General features: G+C 68.9%; 19 protein-coding genes. 7 read left to right on the forward strand and 12 right to left on the reverse strand.

Annotated elements, in window-relative coordinates; all coding sequences use genetic code 11:
* Window positions 1-13: 13 nt before the first annotated feature.
* The gene (locus tag BIX52_RS06430) at window positions 14-1,573 is read right to left on the reverse strand and encodes a lysine--tRNA ligase (RefSeq protein WP_075220247.1); all 1,560 of its coding nucleotides are present in this window, start codon (window positions 1,571-1,573) and stop codon (window positions 14-16) included.
* Complete coding sequence (locus BIX52_RS23210; protein ID WP_157956210.1) at window positions 1,570-1,746, reverse strand: hypothetical protein; 177 nt, start codon at window positions 1,744-1,746, stop codon at window positions 1,570-1,572. The genes BIX52_RS06430 and BIX52_RS23210 overlap by 4 nt, the downstream gene beginning before the upstream one ends.
* A 341-nt stretch (window positions 1,747-2,087) precedes the next feature.
* On the opposite strand from BIX52_RS23210, the gene BIX52_RS06435 reads away from it, so the two are divergent.
* Window positions 2,088-2,510: a tellurite resistance TerB family protein gene (locus BIX52_RS06435; RefSeq protein WP_075220248.1), complete on the forward strand. Its 423-nt coding sequence runs from the start codon at window positions 2,088-2,090 to the stop codon at window positions 2,508-2,510.
* A gap of 72 nt (window positions 2,511-2,582) precedes the next feature.
* Here the strand turns inward: BIX52_RS06435 and apaG are convergent, their stop codons facing one another.
* The gene (apaG, locus tag BIX52_RS06440; RefSeq protein WP_075220724.1) at window positions 2,583-2,975 is read right to left on the reverse strand and encodes a Co2+/Mg2+ efflux protein ApaG; all 393 of its coding nucleotides are present in this window, start codon (window positions 2,973-2,975) and stop codon (window positions 2,583-2,585) included.
* A 364-nt stretch (window positions 2,976-3,339) separates the two neighbouring features.
* Between apaG and BIX52_RS06445 the strand changes: the two genes are divergently transcribed.
* Window positions 3,340-3,948, forward strand: a complete 609-nt coding sequence (locus BIX52_RS06445) for a CDP-alcohol phosphatidyltransferase family protein (RefSeq protein ID WP_342743815.1) — start codon at window positions 3,340-3,342, stop codon at window positions 3,946-3,948.
* On the opposite strand, the gene BIX52_RS06450 is transcribed toward BIX52_RS06445, so the two are convergent.
* The 7 genes from BIX52_RS06450 to BIX52_RS06480 all read right to left on the reverse strand — a co-directional run bounded on the left by BIX52_RS06450 (window position 3,921) and on the right by BIX52_RS06480 (window position 11,014).
* Window positions 3,921-5,117 (reverse strand): serine hydrolase domain-containing protein, encoded by a 1,197-nt coding sequence (locus tag BIX52_RS06450; protein ID WP_245803143.1) that lies wholly within the window; start codon window positions 5,115-5,117, stop codon window positions 3,921-3,923. The two genes, BIX52_RS06445 and BIX52_RS06450, sit on opposite strands and share 28 nt — an antisense overlap.
* A gap of 8 nt (window positions 5,118-5,125) precedes the next feature.
* Window positions 5,126-5,839: an alpha/beta hydrolase gene (locus BIX52_RS06455; protein WP_075220250.1), complete on the reverse strand. Its 714-nt coding sequence runs from the start codon at window positions 5,837-5,839 to the stop codon at window positions 5,126-5,128.
* Between the two features lie 106 nt (window positions 5,840-5,945).
* The gene (locus tag BIX52_RS06460) at window positions 5,946-6,641 is read right to left on the reverse strand and encodes an ABC transporter ATP-binding protein (protein WP_075220726.1); all 696 of its coding nucleotides are present in this window, start codon (window positions 6,639-6,641) and stop codon (window positions 5,946-5,948) included.
* Window positions 6,642-6,694: 53 nt separating this feature from the next.
* On the reverse strand, window positions 6,695-7,459 hold the full coding sequence (locus tag BIX52_RS06465; RefSeq protein WP_075220727.1) for an ABC transporter ATP-binding protein: 765 nt from the start codon (window positions 7,457-7,459) through the stop codon (window positions 6,695-6,697).
* A 20-nt stretch (window positions 7,460-7,479) separates the two neighbouring features.
* A complete protein-coding gene (locus tag BIX52_RS06470) occupies window positions 7,480-8,751 on the reverse strand; it encodes a branched-chain amino acid ABC transporter permease (protein ID WP_075220251.1) in 1,272 nt (423 codons plus the stop codon).
* Window positions 8,748-9,680 carry a branched-chain amino acid ABC transporter permease gene (locus BIX52_RS06475; protein ID WP_075220252.1) on the reverse strand — a complete coding sequence of 311 codons (933 nt, stop codon included), beginning with the start codon at window positions 9,678-9,680 and terminating at the stop codon, window positions 8,748-8,750. The genes BIX52_RS06470 and BIX52_RS06475 overlap by 4 nt, the downstream gene beginning before the upstream one ends.
* Before the next feature lie 101 nt (window positions 9,681-9,781).
* The gene (locus tag BIX52_RS06480; RefSeq protein ID WP_075220253.1) at window positions 9,782-11,014 is read right to left on the reverse strand and encodes a branched-chain amino acid ABC transporter substrate-binding protein; all 1,233 of its coding nucleotides are present in this window, start codon (window positions 11,012-11,014) and stop codon (window positions 9,782-9,784) included.
* Between the two features lie 291 nt (window positions 11,015-11,305).
* On the opposite strand from BIX52_RS06480, the gene BIX52_RS06485 reads away from it, so the two are divergent.
* The 4 genes from BIX52_RS06485 to BIX52_RS06500 all read left to right on the forward strand — a co-directional run bounded on the left by BIX52_RS06485 (window position 11,306) and on the right by BIX52_RS06500 (window position 17,333).
* Window positions 11,306-12,508 (forward strand): acetyl-CoA C-acyltransferase, encoded by a 1,203-nt coding sequence (locus tag BIX52_RS06485; RefSeq protein WP_075220254.1) that lies wholly within the window; start codon window positions 11,306-11,308, stop codon window positions 12,506-12,508.
* A gap of 181 nt (window positions 12,509-12,689) precedes the next feature.
* Window positions 12,690-13,352, forward strand: a complete 663-nt coding sequence (locus tag BIX52_RS06490; protein WP_075220255.1) for a histidine phosphatase family protein — start codon at window positions 12,690-12,692, stop codon at window positions 13,350-13,352.
* Window positions 13,353-13,681: 329 nt separating this feature from the next.
* Window positions 13,682-14,500, forward strand: a complete 819-nt coding sequence (locus BIX52_RS06495; RefSeq protein ID WP_075220256.1) for an IclR family transcriptional regulator — start codon at window positions 13,682-13,684, stop codon at window positions 14,498-14,500.
* Between the two features lie 250 nt (window positions 14,501-14,750).
* Window positions 14,751-17,333 (forward strand): M10 family metallopeptidase C-terminal domain-containing protein, encoded by a 2,583-nt coding sequence (locus BIX52_RS06500; RefSeq protein WP_108676447.1) that lies wholly within the window; start codon window positions 14,751-14,753, stop codon window positions 17,331-17,333.
* A gap of 446 nt (window positions 17,334-17,779) precedes the next feature.
* On the opposite strand, the gene BIX52_RS22785 is transcribed toward BIX52_RS06500, so the two are convergent.
* Both BIX52_RS22785 and rpe read right to left on the reverse strand, forming a co-directional pair.
* The gene (locus tag BIX52_RS22785; protein ID WP_108676448.1) at window positions 17,780-18,925 is read right to left on the reverse strand and encodes an HAD family hydrolase; all 1,146 of its coding nucleotides are present in this window, start codon (window positions 18,923-18,925) and stop codon (window positions 17,780-17,782) included.
* Between the two features lie 147 nt (window positions 18,926-19,072).
* On the reverse strand, window positions 19,073-19,771 hold the full coding sequence (gene rpe / locus BIX52_RS06510) for a ribulose-phosphate 3-epimerase (RefSeq protein WP_075220258.1): 699 nt from the start codon (window positions 19,769-19,771) through the stop codon (window positions 19,073-19,075).
* A gap of 676 nt (window positions 19,772-20,447) precedes the next feature.
* On the opposite strand from rpe, the gene BIX52_RS06515 reads away from it, so the two are divergent.
* Window positions 20,448-22,454, forward strand: a complete 2,007-nt coding sequence (locus BIX52_RS06515; RefSeq protein WP_075220259.1) for an FAD-dependent oxidoreductase — start codon at window positions 20,448-20,450, stop codon at window positions 22,452-22,454.
* Window positions 22,455-22,457: the final 3 nt, after the last annotated feature.

Here is a 22,457-nt window from a genome sequence, read left to right on the forward strand (position 1 = left end):
CGGCGCGAGAGGGTCAGGCCGCGTCACGCTCCAGCGCTTCGGCGATCATTGCGCGCGTTTCCGGCACGCCGTAGAGCGCCACGAAGGAGCCGAAGCGCGGCCCCTGCGGCTGGCCGAGCAGCACCTGATAGAGCGCGCCGAACCAGTCGCGAAGCTGCTCGAAATGCTCCTTGCCGACCGCGTAGACCTCGTTCTGGATGTCCTCGGCCGCGGCTCCGTCCATCCCGTCCAGCCGCGCCGACAGGTCTTCCAGCGCCTTGCGCTCGATCTCCGTCGCGGGGCGAAAGGTCTTGGTCGGCGCCACGAAGTCGGCGAAGTAGCGGATCGCGTAGCCGACCAGCTTGTCGAGCTCCGGTTCACTCTCGGGCGTCGCCCCCGGCGCATAGCGCGAGATGAAGCCCCACAGCACCTCGCGGCTCTGCGCGTTCGACGCGGAGACGAGGTTGAGCAGCATCGCGAAGGAGATCGGCGTCCCGCTGGCGGTCTCCGGCGCACCCTTGATGTGCCAGACCGGGTTTTCCAGCCGCTTCGCCTCGTCCTCGCCGGCATACTTGTCGGCGAAGGTGAAGTACTCGTCCACCGCCTTCGGAATCACGTCGAAATAAAGCCGCTTGGCGGTCTTCGGCTTCTGGAACATGAAGAGCGAAAGGCTCTCCGGCGAGGCGTAGGTGAGCCACTCCTCCACCGACAGGCCGTTGCCCTTGGTCTTGGAGATCTTCTCGCCGTTCTCGTCCAGGAACAGTTCATAGTTGAATCCGGCCGGCGGAGTGCCGCCGATCGCCCGGCAGATCTTCGACGACTGCTGCACCGAATCGATGAGGTCCTTGCCGGCCATCTCGTAGTCGACGCCGAGCGCGGCCCAGCGCATCGCCCAGTCGGGCTTCCACTGCAGCTTCGCGTGGCCGCCCGTCACCGGCGTCTCGAACCTCTTGCCGGCCGCGTCCTGCCAGACGATGGTGCCCGCGTCCGGGTTGGTCTCCAACACCGGCACCTGCTCGACGACGCGCGTCTCCGGGTGGATCGGCAGGAAGGGCGAATAAGTCGCCCGCCGCTCCGGCCCGAGCGTCGGCAGCATGATCTTCATCACCGCGTCGTAGTTGCGCAGCGTCGCCAGAAGCGCATCGTCGAACTCGCCCGAGCGGTAGGTCTCGGTGGCGGACTTGAACTCGTAGTCGAATCCGAAATCGTCCAGGAACGCGCGCAAACGAGCGTTGTTGTGGTGCGCAAAGCTCTCGTGCGTGCCGAAGGGGTCCGGCACCTCGGTCAAGGGGCGGCCCATGAAGGGGGCCATCTTGTCCTGGTTCGGCAAGGTCGGCGGGATCTTGCGCATCCCGTCCATGTCGTCCGAGAAGGCGATGAGGCGGGTGGGCACGGCCCCGTCCGTCAGCGCCTCGAACGCGCGGCGCACCATGGTCGTGCGCGCCACCTCGCCGAAGGTGCCGATGTGCGGCAGGCCGGACGGGCCGTAGCCGGTCTCGAAGATCGCCGTGCGCGTCTCACCCTTCAGGCGGTCGACGACCTTCTTGGCCTCCTCGAAAGGCCAGGCCTTGGCGTTTTGGGCAATGGCGCTCATCGGGCGGTTCCTTCCTCGGTCGGGCGCGGCTCGTCGAAAGCCTCATCGCGGGTCATGACGGCCACCTTGCATGTCGCGGCCGCTGAACGTTTGGGCAGTCCGGAGGATTTTCGCACCTCCGCCGTGCCCGGTTTGATCAGACGGTCGTCGGTCTCCCAAGAGGTGGTCAGCATGTCACTTCATCATTCGACAGATTGAGGATGCCCCGAAGGGCCGGTCGCCTCCCTCACAAGCCGCCGAGCAGCCCGATACCGGCCCGGATCGCCGCGGTCTCGGTTTCGCGGCCCGCGGCGGCTCGTGCGGCATGGCGGTGGAGGGCCGCACACACCGTGCGGTGGCCGGTACATAAAGACAGAACGCGGGTCTGGCCAGAGGAGTCGGCAGCGGGCGGAGAGCCCGCGCGAAGCAGCCGGCGGCGGGGCGCGCATCGTGGCCCTCGGTGCGCGGCTCGATGTAGCATGAGGCTCATCAAGGTGCTAAGGGGCACCGATAGTCGAGATAAGCCGGACACGCCATGGACCAGCCCATTTCCCACCACGAAGCCCTCGTGTTCGCGATGGTGACGATGTCCGCCGTCGATCGGACGATGACCGATTCCGAGCTGCGCCGCATCGGTGAGATCGTCGACACCGTGCCGGTCTTCCGCGACTTCGATTCCGACCGCCTTGTGCATCTGGCCGAGACCTGCGGCGACATCCTGCAGGAGGACGATGGGCTCGACACCGTGCTCGACCTCATCGCCACCTGCGTGCCGAAGACGCTGTACGAAACCGCTTATGCGCTGGCGGTGGAAGTGGCGGCGGCGGATCTGCGAATCCAGCAGGAGGAGCTGCGCTTCCTCGCCATGCTGCGCGACCGGTTGGGGCTGGAAAAGCTCATCGTCGCTGCGCTGGAGCGCGGCGCGCGCGCCCGTCACCGCACCCTCTCGGCGAACTGACCGGGGCGGAGCGGACCGGCTGCTCAGCCGACGCGATGCCGCCTCGGTTCTTGCCGGCGCGGCTCTCCCGCCTCAGTTCATCAGGGGGCGCGCGTCGGGCATGTCCAGCGAGAAGGCCGGAATGTCGACCGAGAAGGTCGTACCGTCCTCGCGCTCCATCTCGTACCGTCCGACCATGAAACCGGACGGCGTGGTCAGCGGACAGCCGGACGTGTACTCGAAGCTTTCACCGGGCGACAGGCGCGGCTCCTCGCCGACCACGCCCATACCGTCGACCTCCTGCACCTGGCCGAGCGCGTTGGTGATCGTCCAATGACGGCGGCGCAACTGTACCGTCTCCAGCCCGCCGTTGCGGATCGTCACCGTATAGGCCCAAACATAACGGTTCGCCTGAGGCGCGGAGTGCTCCGGCAAGTAGCGGGGCTCGACCGTCACGTCGATGGATTGTGTTGTTTGCCTGTACATCCAGTGCCCATCGGCGCGCTGCGGTGCGTCGCGCCGGTTCTGCTGTCCTGTCTCGCCGTGGCCTGCGGCTCTTGCATCTTTCACGCCGCGTTGGTCCGCCATGATGCGCCCCCACCCTGTCGCCAGCCACGGCATGGCCGTATTCATCGCGGCCTCAGTCGCTCTTCAGCGCAGCATCACCAAATTGTCATCACCCTTCCCAAGGGTTTAGCAGGTTTAAACAAAACTGAAAGAAACCCTTCCGTGTAAATTGCATACCGTCAAACGTGCGTAAACTTGCCGCGGGTTGAGCAGCGCGCACGAAATTTGCCGAAATTGGAAATAAATGTACGACGCGCGACTTCGTCTCATAATCGACCCGATCTTGAACAGGGTCGCCGCTCGGGCCCGCCGCCTTCCCGTCTCCGCCGATGCGGTCACGGTGGCCGGGCTCGTCGCAGGGCTCGGTGCCGCGGCGGCGATCGTCTGCGGCGCGTTCGAATGGGCGCTCGGGCTCATCATCCTCAACCGCCTCGCCGACGGGCTCGACGGCGCCCTCGCCCGCCAGCGCGGCGCCACCCTCCTCGGCGGCTATATCGACATCGTCTTCGACTTCATCTTCTACGGCGCGATCCCGCTCGCCTTCGCGCTGGTCGACCCGCAGCAGAACGGGCTTGCCGCCGCCTGTCTCCTGTTCAGCTTCTATGCCAACGGGGCGACCTTCCTCGCCTTCTCCGCCGTCGCCGCGGAGGCCGGGCTCGCGACCGAGGCGCAAGGCAAGAAGACGATCTACTACCTCGCCGGCCTCGCCGAGGGGGCCGAAACGATCGCCGTCTTCTGCCTCATGGCGCTGTTACCGTGGGCCTTCGCGCCGCTCGCCTTCGCCTTCGCGGCACTGTGCACCGTCTCGGCCGGTGCGCGCATCGTCGCCGCATGGCAGACGCTTTCGCGCCTCCCCCCGCCCTCTCAGAGGTCCGCCAAAATCAGGCGCTGAAGCACGATCATCGGGTTCAGCCACTGGTCGGGCTCATTATACTTCCCGCAATAGATCACGCCGACGAGGTTCAGCGACGGGATCACGAACAGGCGCTGCCCGCCATTGCCCATCGCCGAAAGCGTCGTGGCCGTGCCGCCGGAGCGGCCCAGCGGCTGCTCGGTGATGTACCAGCTACGGCTGTAGCCGATGCCGAAGGAGGTGGTGATCTCCGCCGTCCTCAGCGCCTCGATCCAGAAGGCCGGGACGATGCGGCGCCCTTCGAACACACCGCCGTCCAGCACCATGCGGCCGATCCTGGCGAGGCCCGGTGCGGTCAGGCGCATTCCCGAGGCGGCCGCGGCCACACCATCCCACCCGCGCGACCAGGAAAAGCTGTCGATGCCGAGCGGCGCCAGAAGCCTTTCGCGCGCATAGTCGGCGAGGTCGATTCCCGTTCCGCGTTCGATGACGTGGCCGATCATCGCCGTGGCGCCGCCATTGTAGCGCCAGACCTCGCCCGGAAGAGCCACGAAAGGGCGGGTCAGAATGAACTGCCAGCGGTCATCGGCCATCTCCATGGCGATCTCGCTGTTGTCGGGGTGGTTGTAGGGAACGTCCTCGTTCCACTCCAAGCCGAGCGACATGTTGAGAGCGTGGGAGATGCGCATCGACTGGTGCGCTGCGGTGGAGAGATGCGCGTAGGAGGGAAAGGCGTCCATCAGCGGTGCGTCGAGCGGCGGCACCTCGCCCCGCTCCAGCGCGATCCCGTAGAGCAGCGACGTGATGCTCTTGGTGATCGAGCGCAGGTCGTGCAGCGTGTCCGGACCGAAGGTGACGGTGCCGAGGTCGATGCCCCATTCGCTGTCTTCGCCCGTGAAGTAGCGGGCGGCCACCACCTCGCCCCCCTGCTCGACGTGGACGGCGTGAAGGCCGGGCAGCACGCCGGCCTGAACCGCAAGGTCGATGCGCGTGGCAAGCGGCGGCATGGCGTTCCCGCCGTCCCCGGCGTTCTTCAGGTCCTCGACCTTCCCCTCGTCAGCGGCGCGGGCCGGATCGGGCGGCAGGGCGCCGGCCGCGCTGCCGAGGCCGATGACAGCGGCGGCCTGCGGCGCGGCCGCCAGAACGCGGCGCCGCGTCGGCCGTGCCGTTCGTCTCCCGGAGTGCGCGCCCTTCGCGGGTCCGGTCATTCCTTCCCTCAGCTCTCGGCGAGCGCCAGCAGCAGCTCCGCCGTCTCGTCCGGCATGGTGATCATCATGTCGTGCCCAGTGCGCATCTCGCGATAGTCCCACCCGTAGGCCTTCGCCCGCACGCGCGAGGTGACGAGCGGCGCATATTCCGGCTCGGTGACGGCGACATAGGTGCAGTCGAACCCTTCGCCCGGCGCCCTGTCCAGGGCGAGCGGCTCGACGAAGGTCGAAAACGGATGCGGGGTCATGTGCGCTTCAACGAAGGCGGCGGCCTCGGGCTCGAGGACGCCGAGCGCTGCGGCGGGCGGCTTGGGCAGTGTCAGCCCGCCGGAGAACGCCTCGGCCGCGGCGCGCCGCCCCTCCACGATCGCCGGGTCCATCGTGTCGAACGGTGCCTCTCCGCCTTCCAGCACCATCGCGTCGAGATAGACCAGGCGGTCGATGCGCCCTGGTACCGCCTCGGCGAGGCCGGACACCACCGAGCCGGCGAAGCTGTGCCCGACCACGATGACGTCGGTCAGCGCCTTGTCGCTCATGAGGCGGGCGACCTCGTCCACCCAGTCGTTGAGGGTGATGCCGGGGCGCAGCAGATCCGCCTTCTCGCCGAGACCGCTCAAGATCGGCGTCTCGACCCGGTGGCCGGCCGCCTCAAGGCGGTCCCGCACGGCGGCCCAGCACCAGGCGCCGTGCCAGGCACCGTGAACGAGAAGAAAGGTGCGCATGGGAGACGTCCGATCATAACTGGCGCCGAGGGCGTGGCGCGGAAGGAAACCCTATCGCCGCACCACGCCGCGGTCCAGGCGCGGCCCGGCAGGCCCTAGGCCCAGCCTATACCTCCAGCCACTCGCGCCGCACGTCGTCCCGCCCGGCGAAGTCCGCCGGGGTGCCGGAATAGACGATCTCGCCATGGCCCATCACATAGACCCGCGCGGCGATCTTCAGCGCGATGGAGAGCTTCTGCTCCACCAAGAGGATCGCCACACCCGCCCGCGCGATGCCGGCGATGAGCTCGCCCACCTGCTGCACGATCTTCGGCGCCAGCCCCTCGGTCGGCTCGTCGATCATGATGAGGTCCGGGTCGCCCATCAGCGTGCGGCAGATGGTGAGCATCTGCTTCTCTCCGCCCGACAGGACACCCGCCGCCGTATCCGCGCGCGCGGCGAGGTTGGGGAACATGTCCAGCATCTCGTCCACCCGCCAGCGGCCGGGGCGGCGCGGGTCCTTGATGCCGAGGAGGAGGTTCTGGCGCACCGTCATCATCGGGAAGATGTCGCGGTTCTCCGGCACGTAACCGAGGCCGGCGCGGGCGATCTCGTGACTGGGGCGGCCGGAGATGAGCGCGCCCTTGAACCAGACCTCGCCCACCGGCGCGACCTCGCCCATGATCGCCTTCACCGTGGTCGACCGGCCAACGCCGTTGCGGCCGAGAAGCGCCACCACCTCGCCCCGCCCCACCGTCAGATCGACGCCCTGAAGGACGTGGCTCTTGCCGTAATAGGCATGGAGGCCGCGCACGGCGAGGATGGGGTCCGCCGCCTCCCCCGCGCCCTCGGCCCGGTCCAGCACCGCAGCGTCGGTCATTGCGCCGCCTCCAGCCCAGCCTCGTCGCCGAGATAGGCTTCGCGCACGCGCGGATCACCGCGGATCTCCTCCGGCGTGCCTGTGGCGATGATCTCGCCATAGCACAGCACCGAAATCCGGTCGGCGAGGCCGAAAACGACGCCCATGTCGTGCTCCACGATGAGAAGGGTCTTGGCCGCCGTCGCCGCGCGAATGAGCGCCACGGCCCGCGCGGTCTCCGAATGACTCATGCCGGCGGTCGGCTCGTCCAGCATCACCACGGAGGGGCCGCCGGCGATGGTGATGGCGATCTCCAGCGTCCTCTGGTCGGCATAGGGCAGGAGCGCGGCGGGAAGGTCGGCCTTGTCCGTCAGCCCGACCATGGCGAGGATCTCGGCCGTCCTCTCCTGCACCGCCCGCGAGGCGCGCACGCTCTTCCAGAAGGCGTATTTCTGGCCCATCGACCACAACACGCCGCAGCGCACATTCTCCCGCACCGTCATGTTGGTGAAGACGGACGACACCTGAAAGGAGCGCGACAGGCCGCGCCGGTTCACCGCATAAGGCGGCAGGCCGGAGATGCGCTCACCATGGAGCCGCACCTCCCCCGCCGTCGGCTTGAACATGCCCGACACGAGGTTGAAGAGGGTCGACTTCCCCGCCCCGTTGGGGCCGATGATCGCGTGCCGCTCCCCCGGCGCGATGGTCAGATCCACCCCGCGGATAATCTCCGCCTGGCCGAAATTCTTGGTGAGGCCGCGGATCTCGATGGCGGGGGTCACGGCGGAATTCATGGCAGAATTCATGGCTCGTCTCCCGTGGCGGCGAGGCGCAGGAGGGTGAGGCCGAGCGCGATGGGCACGCCCACCAGCACCCAGGTGATCGGCTCGTCCGCCGGCAGCGGCAGGCCGAAGGGCTCGAACGTCTCGCCGTAGCCGCCGGACCAGCGCACCGCGACCTCCACCAGCACCACCACCCCGGTGAGCGCGACGAGCGCCGCCACCGTCCGCCCCGCCCAGCGGCCGAGCCGCGGTGCGGCCCCCGGCGCCGTCACCCCCTTGGCGAGGCGTGCCACCACGCCCGCCAGCCCGTCCGGCGCGAACATGACGATGACGATGAAGAGGAGGCCGAGATAAAGGAGCCACGCCTCGGTGTAGGCGGAGAAGCTCGACTGCATCCAGGTGAGCACCACCGCGCCCAGGATCGGCCCGGCGAAATAGCGGATGCCGCCGATATAGGCCATCAGGAGCACGAAGCCGGACGGGGCGAGGGAGAGGTTCTCGGGCGTGAAGATCTCGAAATTCACCGCCGCCATTCCGCCGCCGACACCCGCGAAGCCGCCCGCCGCGATGAAGACGAGGTAGCGCACCTGCTGCGGATTGTAGCCGACGAAGGCCGCGCGCTCCGGATTGTCGCGCACCGCTTCGGACATGCGGCCCAGCGGCGTGCGGGTGAAGGCGTACATCAGCACGGTAGCGAGGAAGGTCCAGAAGGCGATGAACCAGTAGACATCGCCGAGCGGGCCCATGGTGAAGTCGATCTCGAGGCCGCCGATGGCGATCGGATCGAACCACTTCATGCGGTCGCCCGAGATCCCCTCCTCGCCGCCGAAGACGGAGACGAAGATGAACGCCGCCGAGGCGACGAGTTCGGCGATGCCGAGCGAGATCATCGCGAACGGGATGCCGGCGCGGCGGCAGGAGGGCCAGCCGATGACCGCGCCCGCCACCGCCCCGCCCGCAAAGCCGACGACCGGCAGCGCGAAGACGCCCGCGACGCCCCAGACGCCCTCGGGGATCGCCGCCATCAGATGCATGGCGAGGTAGCCGCCGAGACCGAAATAGACCGCGTGGCCGAACGACAAGAGGCCCGCCCGGCCGAGCAGCATCGTGTAGGACAGGGCGAAGACGATGTTGATGCCCATCGAGTTGAACAGCGTCAGCCAGGTGCGCGAGGGGCCGAAGGCGGGGATCGCCACCAGCACCGCCGCGAACGCGAGGAAGGGCAGCACACGATCGCGGAACTGGGCGGACCGTGTCGGGCCGAGGGCGGGGGAGAGCGCGGTGTCGGTCAAAATTCGCGGTCTCCCATGAGGCCGCGCGGGCGGATCATCAGGATGAGGACGAGGAGAAGGAAGGGCAGCATCGGCGCCAGCGACGAGATGGAGATGCGCCCCACCTCCGTCATCGCGCCGAGCCCTGCCCAGCCGAAGAGGTCGAAGAAGGTCGCGTCCACCGCCACCGCGAAGGTCTGCAGGAGGCCGATGAGGAGCGAGGCGACGAACGCGCCCGCCAGCGAGCCCATGCCGCCGATGACCACCACCACGAAAACGATCGGCCCCATGGCGTAGGCCATCGACGGGTCGGTGACGAGGTAGTTGCCGCCGATGACCCCGGCGAGACCGGCGAGCCCGCAGCCGATGCCGAACACGGTCATGAAGATCTTCGGCACGTTGTGGCCGAGGTGGCCGACCATGGCCGGATGGGTCAGCGCCGCCTGGATGATCAGCCCCGCCCGCGTCTTCTTCAGGAGCAGGAAGAGGGCGACGAGCATGGTGATCGACACCGCCAGCATGAAGACGCGGTAGGCCGGATAGTCGGTGCCCCAGAGGGTGAAGGCCGGACCGTCCAACAGCGGCGGGATCTTGTAGGGGATCGAGAGCTTGCCCCAGACGATCTTCACGATCTCTTCGATCAGGTAGGCGAGGCCGAAGGTGAAGAGGAGCTCGGCGACATGGCCGTTAGTGTGGACTTTCCTCAGTCCCCACCGCTCCACCGCCGCGCCGATCAGCCCGACGAGGACGGGGGCGAGGAACAGCGCCACCCAGAAGCCCGTCGCCGCGCCGATGGTGAACGCGAAGTAGGCGCCCAGCATGTAGAAGCTGGCGTGGGCGAAGTTGAGAACGCCCATCATGGAGAAGATCAGCGTGAGGCCGGAGGACAGCATGAAGAGGAGCAGTCCATAGGTCACGCCGTTGAGGACGGAGAAGACGAAGGTTTCCATGGCACCTGCCGCGGCGGCCGGGGCGGGGCGCGGTCCGGCCGGGATCTAAGGGGCGCGCGCCGTGGCTGGCGCGCGCCGGTGTCACATCGGGCGGTGATGCCTCAGCGGGGCCGGCTCATCTGGCAGGTCGTCTCGGTCTCGGTGGCCGCGGCGTCGATCTTGCCGTTCTCCACCGTCTTGAAGCCGAAGGGCGTGCCCTCCACCGTGCCCGCCACATCGTCCGCCAGGATCGACAGGTAGAGGTCCTGCAGGAGCTGGTGGTTGTCGGCGCGCATCATCACCTTGCCGTAGGGGCTTTCATATTCCAGCCCCTCCAGCGCCAGGGCGACGTCCTCGGGCGCGTTGCTGCCGGCCTTCTCGGCGGCCGCCTTCAGCATGTCCATCAGGGTGAAGATGCGCTCGTAGTAGTAGTCGAGCCCCGACTGCGCCTCGAAGGTCTTGATCTCTTCCAGCTGCGCCTCGCTGGCGTCGAGATTCTCGTGGAACTCGGACACCTGCATGACGCGGCCGACGGCGGATTCGCCCATCGCCGTCACCGCAGAGAGGCCGCCGCCATAATAGGTGAGGAAGGGCGCTTCCAGACCCGCCCCTCCCGCGGCCTTGACGAGTAGCTGCATGTCCGCGCCCCAATTACCGGTGATGACGGCGTCGGCGCCGGACGAGGCGATCTTCTGGATATAAGGGGTGAAGTCCTTCACCTTACCCAGCGGATGAAGCTCGTTGCCGACGATCTCGATGTCCGGCCGCTTTTCGGCCAGCATCTTTTCCGCCGCCGCGGCCACCGCTTTGCCGAACGAATAGTCCTGGCCGATGATGTAGACGCTCTTGATGTCCGGCTGGCCCTCAAGCCAGTCGGTGATGGCGCCCATCTTCATGTCCGCGTCGGCGTCGAAGCGGAAGTGCCAGAAGGAGCAGCGGTCGTTGGTGAAGGCGGGGTCCACCGCGGCGTAGTTGAGGAACAGCACCGGCTGATCGGGATTGCGCTTGTTGTGCTTCTCCACCCCGTCGATCAGCGCCGAGGCGATGGACGAGCCGTTGCCCTGGGTGATGTACTGGTAACCCTCGTCGATCGCGCGTTGGAGCTGGACGAGGCTTTCGCGCGGGTTGGTCTGCCCGTCGAACGCTTCGACGACGACCTTGGCGCCGTTGATGCCGCCGGCCGCGTTGATCTTCTCCGCCGCGTAGTTGAAGTGCTTCAGCCCCTGGTCGCCGACGTTGGCGAAGGCCCCGGACATCCCTTCGATGTACGCGATGCGGAAGGTTTCTTCCTGCGCGGATGCTGAAGACACAAGCAGAGCGAACGTCGCCGCGGAGGCGAGCGCAAACTTCTTCATGGTTTCCTCCAAATATCCCGCATTTCACGGGCGGATCTTGCGTCCGCTGACAGGAGACCTTGAATGGTTCGGGTTGTCAACCCAAACTCAAAACGCTATTCTGCACAGCAAAACAACAACATCCGGGATGAGACCGCGCCCCCTGGCTCGCCTTCTGCGACCAAAGCCTCCCCCCGCTCCCGACCGGCAGAAGGCGTTTAACCCAAGCCTTCATAGTGCCATAAGCAAGGCTCGCGGTCCCTCCGCCACGTGGGCCGTCCCGGCCGCCTCACGACTCCTGAAAGGACCTTCATGCGCGACGCCGTCATCGTCTCCACCGCCAGAACGCCGATCGGCAAGGCCTATCGCGGCGCCTTCAACGACACGCAGGCCCAGTCGCTCGGCGGCCATGCCGTGCGCGCGGCCCTCTCCCGCGCCGGTGTCGAGCCGGGCGAGGTGGAAGACTGCATCATCGGCGCCGCACTGCAGCAGGGGTCGACCGGCTATAATGTCGGCCGCCAGGTGGCGATGGCGGCCGGTATGCCCGTCACCGTCTCCGGCATGTCGATGGACCGGCAGTGCGCGTCGGGGATGATGGCGATCGCGACGGCGGCCAAGCAGGTCATCGCGGACGGGATGGATATCGCCGTCGGCGGCGGGCTGGAGTCCATCTCGCTGGTGCAGAACGAGCACCAGAACCGCTTCCGCACCCAGGATCCGGCGATCGAGGCGCACCTTCCCGCTCTTTACATGACCATGCTCGAAACCGCCGAGACCGTCGCCCAGCGCTACGGCATCGGCCGCGAAGCGCAGGACGAGTACGCCCTCCAGTCCCAGAAGCGCACCGCCGAGGCCCAGGCGGCGGGTAAGTTCGACGACGAGATCGTCCCCATGACCGCCACCATGAAGGTCATGAACAAGGACACCAAAGAGGTGTCCGACCGCGAGGTGACCCTCTCCAGCGACGAGGGCAACCGCCCGCAAACGACACTGGACGGCCTCGCCGGGCTGAAGGCGGTGCCGATCAACGGCCAGAAGATCAAGGACGGCATCACCATCACCGCCGGCAACGCCTCGCAGTTGTCGGACGGCGCGTCTGCCGCGGTGGTGATGGAGGCGAAGACGGCCGAGAAGCGCGGCCTCACCCCGCTGGGGCGCTATGTCGGCATGGCGGTCGCGGGCTGCGAGCCGGACGAGATGGGGATCGGCCCGGTCTTCGCCGTGCCGAAGCTCCTCGCCAAGAACGGCCTCACCATGGACGATATCGGCCTGTGGGAGCTGAACGAGGCGTTCGCCGTCCAGGTGCTTTATTGCCGCGACACGCTCGGCATCCCGAACGAGGCGCTCAACGTCAACGGCGGGGCGATCTCGATCGGCCATCCCTACGGCATGTCGGGCGCGCGCATGGTCGGCCACGCGCTGATCGAGGGGAAGCGGCGCGGGGCGAAGTACGTCGTGTGCACGATGTGCGTCGGCGGCGGGATGGGCGCTGCGGGCCTGTTCGAGGTCCTCTGAGCCGGCCGCCGCGCCTCGAACCGACCGGACGGGTCCTCACGCACGGCGCAAGCGCCGAGGAGAGGGACCGGCGAGGAGCCCACGGCATCGCCGCCTCGGGCGCCATCATCACCCGTCCGGCCCGCCGCGATGCCGTCCCGCCGGCCGTGCCGAACGACGACATTATGAGAAAGCTGAACACTTGGCCGACCTGATCCTCGTGCGCCACGCCCAGGCCTCCTTCGGCGCGGCGGACTATGACGTCCTTTCCGAACGCGGCCACCGCCAATCGCGCGCGCTGGGCGAGGCGCTGAAGCGCCACGGCGGCGCGCCGGACGCTCTCTTTCGCGGCACCATGCGCCGCCACCGCGAGACTCTGGAGGGGATCGCGAGCGGCCTCGGCGCCGGAGCCGAACCCGCCATCCTCCCCGGCCTCGACGAGTTCGACTTTCGCGGCGTGCTCGACGCGCGCTTCGGCGACAGTCCCCCGCCGGGCCTGCACGACGACCGCAAGACCCACTTCCGCGCGCTGCGCGAGACGGTGCACCTCTGGCAGCGCGGCGAGATCGAGAACCCGCCCGAAACCTTCGCCGCCTTCCGCGAGCGGGTGCTCGGCGCCGTGGGCGCCATCACTTCGAGCGGTGCCGAGACCGCGCTCGCCGTGTCGTCGGGCGGGCCGATCGCGTTCGTCGTCGCCACCGTGCTGAATGCGCCGCCGGAGACGATGGTGGAGCTCCAACTTCAGATGAAAAACTGTGCCGTCAGCCGCATCAAGTTCACCCCACGTCGGCGGTTCTTGCATACTTTCAACGAGACACCGCACATCGACGCCGTCACCACGGACGACTTCCTCACCTATAGCTGAAGGCCCGCCCGCCATGACATCCGCCGCCACCGCACCGCCCTCCGTCACGCAGGCCGCCCTCACGCATGGCGCCGGGCGCGGCGACATGCGTGCAGGTGCGTGGCCGGCGCGGAACGGACGGCGCGCGAACGCCCGCGGCGGGCACCGCCATCGGCAGTCGCCGCGTCCGGCGGCATGGCGCCCCCGGTCCGGCTCCTGCCCATGACGGCACGGCATTTGCGATCCATGGTTCCGGCATGCGAACGTCTCCCCCAGGTCGCGCCGCAGACCGGCCCCTCATTGCCAACCTCGCCGAGCGGCGGGCGCGGCGCCATGAAACATCCGTGAGCATGACATCCCCCGTGTCCGACGACCTCGACCAGACCGACGACAACGACCGCAGCTTCGTCACCGCCCTCGCCCGCGGGCTCGACGTTCTGCGCTGTTTCCGCCCGAACGAGACGACGCTGACCAACCAGGACATCGCCGCCCGCACCGGGCTGCCGAAGCCGACCGTCACGCGCCTGACCTATACGCTGCGCCGCCTCGGCTACCTCGCCCATTCGGAGCGCACCGGCACCTACCGGCTGGGCGCGGGCGTCCTCTCGCTCGGCTACGGGGTGCTGGCGGGGATGGAGATCGGCGAACGCGCCCAGACCGAGCTGCGCCGCCTGGTGGACGAGGGGTCGAACCCTCACGTCACCGCCGCGCTCGCCGAGCGTCATCGCCTCAGCGCCGTCTACATGACCGTCGCGCGCGCCCGCCACACGGTGTCGATGACCATGAACGTCGGCGCACGCCTGCCGCTCTTCACCTCCGCCATCGGCCGCGCCATCCTCGTCGGCATGCCGGAGTCCGAGCGTGAGCATCTCGTCCTCCTCGCCAAGCAGGAGATGCCCGACCTCGTCGACGAGATCGAGCGCGGCGTGGAGGACGCGTTGACCGCCTACGCGCGCGACGGCTTCACCACCTCTTTCGCCGCCTGGCGGCCCGAGGTGAACGGCATCGCCGTCCCGGTGATCTCGCTCAACGGCGACCGCATCTACGGCCTCAATGTCGGCGGCCCGTCCTTCCTCGTCTCGCCCGAATGTCTGGCCGAGGAATATGGCGAGCGGCTGAAGGCGACGTGCCGGCTTCTGAGCCAGCCCTCCCCGCAAAAAGCGAGCTGAAGCAGGCGCCTACGCGACCCGCCCCGCAATGACCCGCACGGCCCGGCCGGGCACCGGCCTTCCTGCGCGCCGCTCGCCGGTTTCGCCGCCTCCTCCCCGGTCTGGCTGACCGGGGCGCGTTCCACTCACGAGATCACCCAGCCCCGCCACAGGTCTTCAAGGCACTCTTGCACCGTATCCCTCGGTTCAAGTGGCGAACCTTGGCGCCTGACCGGCGTCCCTCGTGTTGTGTTGCGTAGAAAGTAGAGTCATGGCTGGTACAGCGACCCCGTCCTCCGCCCCCACCTCCACCAATACTTGGATGACCGGCCTCCTGTCCGGCAGCCAATGGACATCCGTCGGGGCCACCGAGATCAGTTATTATATCGCCGGGCAGAGCGGCGACGAAGGCGTCCACCTCGCCGGCGGCTCCATCACCGCGCTCGGGTCCATCACCGGCGCCGAAATCGCCGCGATGCAGAACGCCATGGCCGCGATGGCGGCCGTCGCGGACATCACCTTCACCAGCGTCGGCAGCCAGGCCGATGCCGATCTCATCTGGGCCGAGGTGAACAACGCCGACGGCCAGGGCGCACTCGGCTGGGCCAACTTCCCCGGCGGCAACTACAGCAATACGTACAACGACTATCAGAGCCTCATCACCGTCAACCAGGAAGGCTATGTCGGGGGATCGGTCGCCATCGGCTCCTACGACTACGTGACCTTCATCCACGAGCTCGGCCACGCCCTCGGCCTGTCCCACCCGCACGATCCCTCAGGCTCGTCCAGCGTCTTCCCCGGCGTCTCCGGCCCGTTCGGCGACTATGGCGACTACGACATGAACCAGGGCGTCTATACGATGATGTCCTACAACGACGGCTGGCAGACCGCACCGCACGGCGCCTCCGGCTCACCGAGCTACGGCTGGGCGGGCACGCCGATGGCGCTCGACATCGCCGCCCTGCAGATCATGTACGGCGCGAACACGACCGCCGCGTCCGGCAACGACACCTATTCCCTCAAAGACGTGAACGCGGCCGGTACCTATTATCATTGCCTCTGGGACACCGGCGGGACGGACGAGATCGTCGGCGCCAACGGCAGAGCCAACCTCATCGACCTGCGCGCCGCAACGCTGGGCGACGAGGCGGGCGGCGGCGGCTTCGTCTCCTACGCCAACGGCATCCACGGCGGCACCACCATCGCCAACGGCGTGGTCATCGAAAACGCCACGGGCGGCTCGCTCGACGATGCGATCATCGGCAACACCGCGGCCAACCGCATCTACGGCCTGGCCGGAGCGGACGCCATGTCGGGCGACGCGGGCGCCGACACCCTGCTCGGCCACGCCGGCAACGATACGCTGGACGGCGGCGCCGACAACGATACGCTGAACGGCGGCAGCGACGACGACGTCATCACCGGCGGGGCGGGCATCGACACGCTCGTCGGCGGCACGGGCCTCGACACCATGGACGGCGGCGACGATGCCGACAGCCTGTCCGGCGGCGACGGCAACGATTCCATCACCGGCGGCGCCGGCAACGACACGCTGAACGGTGGCGCGGGAAGCGACACCTTCGCCTTCGCGGGCGTCTTCGGCGACGATACGATCGAAGCGTCCGGCGGCGACGCGGGCGAGACCGGCAACACCATCGCCTTCGGCAGCCTCGTCAGCGAGGCGATGATCTCCGCCGCGCTGGCCGGCAACAACAACGATCTCATCATCACCGTGTCCGGCGGATCGGGCGGCACGACGCAGAGCGGCACCATCACCATCACCGGATGGGCGGCGGCGCAGGGCTCTGGCGGCGGCTTCGGCTCCTATAGCTGGACTGCGGGCGGGGCGGGGAGCCACGACCTGACGTCCGGCCTGCCGGCGCCCGCCCCCGCGCCGGACCCCGATCCCGCGCCCGGCCCCGATCCGGCGCCGGCGCCCTCGACGGACCCGATCATGGGCGGCCGCGGCTCCGACATGCTCACCGGCACCAGCGGTGACGAGCTGATCGGTACCGGAGCCGGCAACGACCGCGCCTACGGCCTCGGCGGCAACGACACGGTGATCGGCGACCGGGGCAACGACACGCTCCTCGGCGGGGACGGCGACGATTCCATCACCGGCGACCACAACAACGACAAGCTGTTCGGCGAGGCGGGCGACGACATCCTCGACGGCGGTGCCGGCTACGACCGGGTCGAAGGCGGCGAGGGCAACGACCTCATCTTCGGCGGCAACTACAACGACACGCTGTTCGGCGATGCCGGCGACGACACCATCGACGGCGGCGCCCACAACGACCGGATGTGGGGCGGCGACGGCAGCGATTCGATGCTGGGCGGAAACGACAACGACCAGATCTACGGCGAGGCGGACGACGACATCCTGTTCGGCGAGGCCGGGGCGGACGCTCTCTACGGCGACGCCGGCAACGACACGCTGGACGGCGGCCGGGACGCCGACTACCTGACCGGCGGCGATGGCGACGACAGCCTCATCGGCGGTGCGGGGAGCGACTATCTCGTCGGTGAGGCGGGAAACGATACGCTGGACGGTGGCGACCACGCCGACACCTACCTCTTCGTCGGCGCGTTCGGCGAGGACGTGATCACCGGCCTGGAGGACGGCGACAAGATCCACCTCGCCGGGTTCCGCGCGGTGAAGGGTGCGGCGATGAACATGCGCGACCTCATCCTGACCCAGCAGGGGGCGGATGTTCTGATCGAGCTCGACCTCGACCGCGATACGGTGGCCGACAGCGCCGACTATGACGGCGACCTTGCCGCCGACACGGTGTCGGTGCTGGTGCAGAACGTGCTGGTGGCCGACCTCGACTCCGGCCACTTCATCCTCTGAGCGGCCAGCGTCCGCGCCTCTTCCCACGGCGGCTTCACGGCCGCCGTTTTCGCTCATGCGCCGCATGCGCCTCGTTCGCCCCCACCCATCGGCGGCGGGGGTCGCACGTCGGACGCGCCGGTCCGGGCCGCACATCGGCCAGACCCCCGGATCGGGTTCGCGCCGCTTCGGGCCGCACGGCATCCGGAGCCGCCGGTTGGGTTTCGCGACACGTCGGGCGGCACTGCAGCCGGGGCCACCGGATGGGTGTCTGCGCCGCGTCGGGCGGCACGGCAGCCGAAGCCGCCTGATTGGGTTCGCACCGCGTCGGGCGGCATGTCGGCCGGGGCCGCCTGATGGGGTTTGCGCCGTGTCGAACGGCATGGCGGCCGGGGCCACCGCATAGCTGTTTGCGCCGCGTCGGGCGGCACGGCGGCCGGAGCCGCCGGATGAGCGTCCGCGCCGCGTCAGGCGTCGCGGGGTCCGATGACGGCGTCTGCCAGGTTGTCCCAGTCGGCGAAGCGGAGTGCCGCGGTGATGGCCGCGGGGTTCTTCGCGTAGCCCGGCGTATGGAAGGCGAAGGCCACACGGGCGGCGGACGCGGTGGCCGCGTCGACCTCGCTGTCCCCCACGAAGAGCGTCTCCTCGGGCCGGCCGCCGATCGCGGCGATGGCCGACAAGAGCGGCACCGGGCTCGGCTTTATCTGGGACTGCGTGTCCCCGGCCACCACCGCGCCGAACAGTCCGGCAAGACCGAAGGCGTTCAGCACCGCATGGGTCGGCGCGGCGGGCTTGTTGGTGCAGAGCGCCAATGCCACGCCCGCCTCGGCGAGGCGTGACAAGGCCTCGAAGGCCCCCTCATAAGGCACGTTGTCACCGGGCGGGGCTGCGGCGTAGAGCGCATGGAAGGCCGGATAGCGCGCCTCCAGCGCCGCCGGGTCTGACCGCAAGCCGCGCGCCGCCAGCATGCGCTGGCAGAACACCCGCGCCCCGTTGCCGATGAAGGCGCGAGTGTCGTCGAGAGTGAGCGGGGGTTTGCCCTCACCCGCGAGGTACGTCGCGGCGATGCGCTGAATGGCGGGTGCGGAGTCGATCAAGGTGCCGTCGAGGTCGAGCACCACCGCGCGGTAGGGGCCAGTCATATCGCCCGCATCCGCTCGCCGCACCGCACCGGCGCGAGACATGGATTTAGCCCGAAGCGACGCGTGGGCGCGCAGGATGGCATCAGCCCGGAGCAGGGCGTCGGCGGGAAGGATTGCGCCGGCCGCGAGCGGGGCGTCCGCGGGAAAGATGGCGCCGGCGCGAGACATGACGTCGGCTCTAAGGATTGGGTCGGCGCGAAGCGGGGCGTCAACGCGGAGGATGGCGTCGGCGTGAATCGGGGCGTCGGCGCGAAGGATGGCGTCGGGGTAAATCGGGGCGTCGGCGCGGAGGAAGGCGTCGGCGCAGCGCGCGAGCTTTCCCCACCGAGCCCCTTCGGCGACGAACGCAGTGCCGGGGCGAAAGGCGATGTCCGCATAGTGCGCGGCGTTTGTCCGGCGCGGCTCGCTCGCGCGGAACGCGTCGCCTGCGCGCGACGCGGCGTCGGCCCGCCGCGGCTTGCGCGCGCGCAACGCGGCGCGTGCACGGAACGCGGCGCATTCACGGGACGCGGCGCGCGCGCGGAACGCCGCGCATTCACGGGACGCGGCGCCTGCGCGGAACGCGGGGTATTCACCGAACGCGGCGCGTGCACGGGGCGCGGCGCGGGCGGGTGCGCCTCAGGCCGCATCGGAGCGCAGGGAGGCCGCGGAGCGGATGGCGCGGATGTTGGCCCCGTAGGGCGCCGGGTCGGCGACCGATCCGCCCTTGAACACCGCCGAGCCGGCGACGAGAACGTCCGCCCCCGCCGCCACGACCAGAGGCGCGGTCTGAGGCGTCACGCCGCCGTCGATCTCGATATGGATCGGCCGGTCGCCGATCATCGCGCGCAAGGCCCGCACCTTCGGCACCATCGCCTCGATGAAGGACTGGCCTCCGAAGCCGGGGTTCACCGTCATCACGCACACGAGGTCGATGCGGTCCATCACGTAGGCGATCGCTTCCGGCGGGGTCGCGGGGTTCAGCGCCACGCCCGCCTTGCAGCCGGCCGCGCGGATCGCCTGAAGCGTGCGGTCCAGATGCGGCCCAGCCTCAACGTGGGCGGTGATGACGTCGGCCCCCGCCTCGGCGAAGGCGGCGATGTAGGGGTCCACCGGCGCGATCATCAGGTGGACGTCCATCACCGTCTTCACGTGCGGGCGGATGGCCTTCACCGTCTGCGGGCCGAAGGTGATGTTGGGGACGAAGTGGCCGTCCATCACGTCGACATGGACCCAGTCCGCGCCCTCGGCTTCGATGGCCTCGATCTCCTTGCCGAAGTTGGCGAAATCCGCAGACAGGATCGACGGGGCGATCTTCGGCGAACGGTCGAACGTCATGGTGCTTCCTTCTGAGGCGCCCGCTCCGGGGTCCTTCGGGCATCGAGGCCCCGGCGCCTGATGTGGGCGGTCCGGTCGCGGCCTCGTCGATGGGTGGGGCGCGCGTGGCCGGGGGCCTTCGCATGCCGACGAACGGCAGCAGCCCCCGCCCGGCCGCGCCCGGCCCGGCACCTCGCGGTCCAGGTGGTCGCCGGCGCAGGCATCGCGCTGCCGCCTCCTGGGCATATAGACGCAAGCGTTGCCCCGCGCACCCTCGGCACATCGCCTATTTCAGCGCGTCGCCCATGCGCGGACGGCGGCTCCCCCTCTGCGCGGACGCCGGGTCGCCGCGCGGGGCGGCCGCCCGGGCCGGATCGCCGGCGCCAGCAGCGCCCACGCGGTACTCGATGGTAAGGATCCATCGCCGCCGGGTCATCGCGGCAAAGGCCCGGCCCCCGCGGGGTGCAGGGACAAGCGCCGGACAAAGTCTCGCGTTCTTCATCCGATCAGCTCCAAATCGGGGGTGACTCCAGAACTGATTTGAGTCTAATCTGGCACAGCGTTTGCATTAAACGCACTGACATCCAACGGCGGATGTTTCCCCGGCAACGGTGCCGATCGACGACGGACTGACCGAAGCTCCTGCTTTTGCGGGCCTCGGACCCCTCTCGTGTTTCCATCGTGCGCCGGGTCATCCATGAACATTGCGCTGCCACACCTTTGCGAACCGATCCTGACCGACGCCGGCGCCAAGCCGGTGATCGTCGTCGGCGGCGGGCCGGTCGGCGTGCGTGCGGCGCAGGAATTGTCCCGCCGCGGTCGCCGGGTGATCCTCTTCAATGCCGAGCGGTGGCGCCCTTATAACCGCGTCAAGCTCACACCGCTGATCGCCGGTGAGGCGGAGATCGGCGCCGTCTATTTCAGCGAGCGCTTCCCCGGCCCCGGCAGCGTGGAGCGGCACGACCAGACCACCATCGTCGACATCGACCGCGCGGCCCACACGGTGACGACGGGCCGCGGCCAGGTCTTCGCCTACGACAAGCTGGTGCTGGCGCTGGGGAGCCACGCCTTCATCCCCCCCATTGCGGGCGCCGACCTCGCCGGGGTCTACGCCTTCCGCAATTTCGACGATGCGGAGAAGCTCGTCGCCCGGTCTATGGCCGCGCGCGAAGTGGTGGTGATCGGCGGCGGCCTCCTCGGTCTCGAAGCCGCGCGGGGCATGGCCCGGCGCGGGGCCCACGTCACCGTGGTGGAGCACGAAAGCCGCCTGATGCCCCGCCAGCTCGACGAGGCGGCCGGCGCGGCGCTGAAACGGCGCATCGCCGTCATGGGTGTCGAGGTGCTGACCGGCGTGCGCGTCGCCTCCATCGACGGGACGTGGCGCGTTTCCGGCATCACCCTCGCGGGCGGCATCAAGGTGCCGGCCGACACGGTGGTGGTGTGCACCGGGGTGCGGGCCAACATCCAGCTTCCGAAGGGCGTGGGTCTCGCCTTCCACCGCGGCGTGGTGGTCGACGACGAGCTGCGCACCTCCGACCCGGACATCTACGCCGTCGGCGAATGCGCCGAGCACAACGGCACCGTCTACGGCCTCGTCGGCCCCGGGTTCGAGCAGGCCGCCGCCGCCGTCGCCAGCATCACCGGAACGCCTGTCGCCTATGGCGGCTCGGTTCCCGCGACGAAGCTCAAGGTGCTCGGCGCGGACGTCTTCTCGATGGGCGACTTCGAGTCCGCCGCGCAAATCCCCGGCGTGAAGACGATCACCTACGAGAGCGCCGAAGCCGGCGTCTACCGGCGCCTTTTCCTTGAAAATGGCCGGCTGGTCGCGGCGCTCGGCGTCGGCCCTTGGCCGGAATCAAGCCGCCTGCAACAGGCGGTGGCGGACCGTGCGCGGCTTCCCTTCTGGGCCTTCTGGTCCTTCCGCCGCACCGGCCGCCTGTGGCGCGAGCGCGAGGAAGGCGCCACCGCCATGCCCGCGGGCGCCATCGTGTGCAACTGCACCGGCGTCACCAAGGGCACGATCGACAACGCCATCACCCTGGGCGCCACCACCATCGACGAGGTGCGCGGGGCCACCAGCGCCAACACCGTATGCGGCACCTGCCAGCCTCTCGTCATGGAGCTTCTGGGCGCGGGAGGCGCACCGGCGAAGGCCGAGCCGGTGAAGTGGTGGCGCTGGGTCTCCGCCTTCTCGGCGGTCGCGGTGCTGGCCGCCCTCGCCACGCTCCTCTTTCCGCGCGTGCCGGTGCCGGACAGCTTCGAGACCGGCAAACAGCTCCGCGACCTCTGGTTCAATTCCATCACCAAGCAGTGGACCGGCTACGCGCTCCTCGGCATCACCGCCGCGGCGGCGCTCATCGGCCTGCGCAAGAGGATCGGCCTCTTCAAGCGGCTCGGCGGCTATCAGGCGTGGCGGCTCGTCCACCTGGCGCTCGGCGTTCTGGCGGCAGGCGCGCTGGTGGTCCACACCGGCTTCCGGCTCGGCAGCAACCTCAATCTGGCGCTGATGGCGTGTTTCACCCTCATGCTCGCCTTCGGCGCCGTCTCGGGCCTCATCACCGGCGGCGAACACAAGCTGCGCGAGGCCGACATCGTCGGGGCCGCGGACAAGCCCCGCGCGCTGCCGCTGTGGGTGCACATCCTGGCGCTGTGGCCGCTGCCTCTGCTCCTCGCCTTCCACATCCTCAGCGTCTATTCCTGGTAGGGG

This window comes from Acuticoccus yangtzensis (assembly GCF_001927245.1).
Taxonomy (GTDB): domain Bacteria; phylum Pseudomonadota; class Alphaproteobacteria; order Rhizobiales; family Amorphaceae; genus Acuticoccus; species Acuticoccus yangtzensis.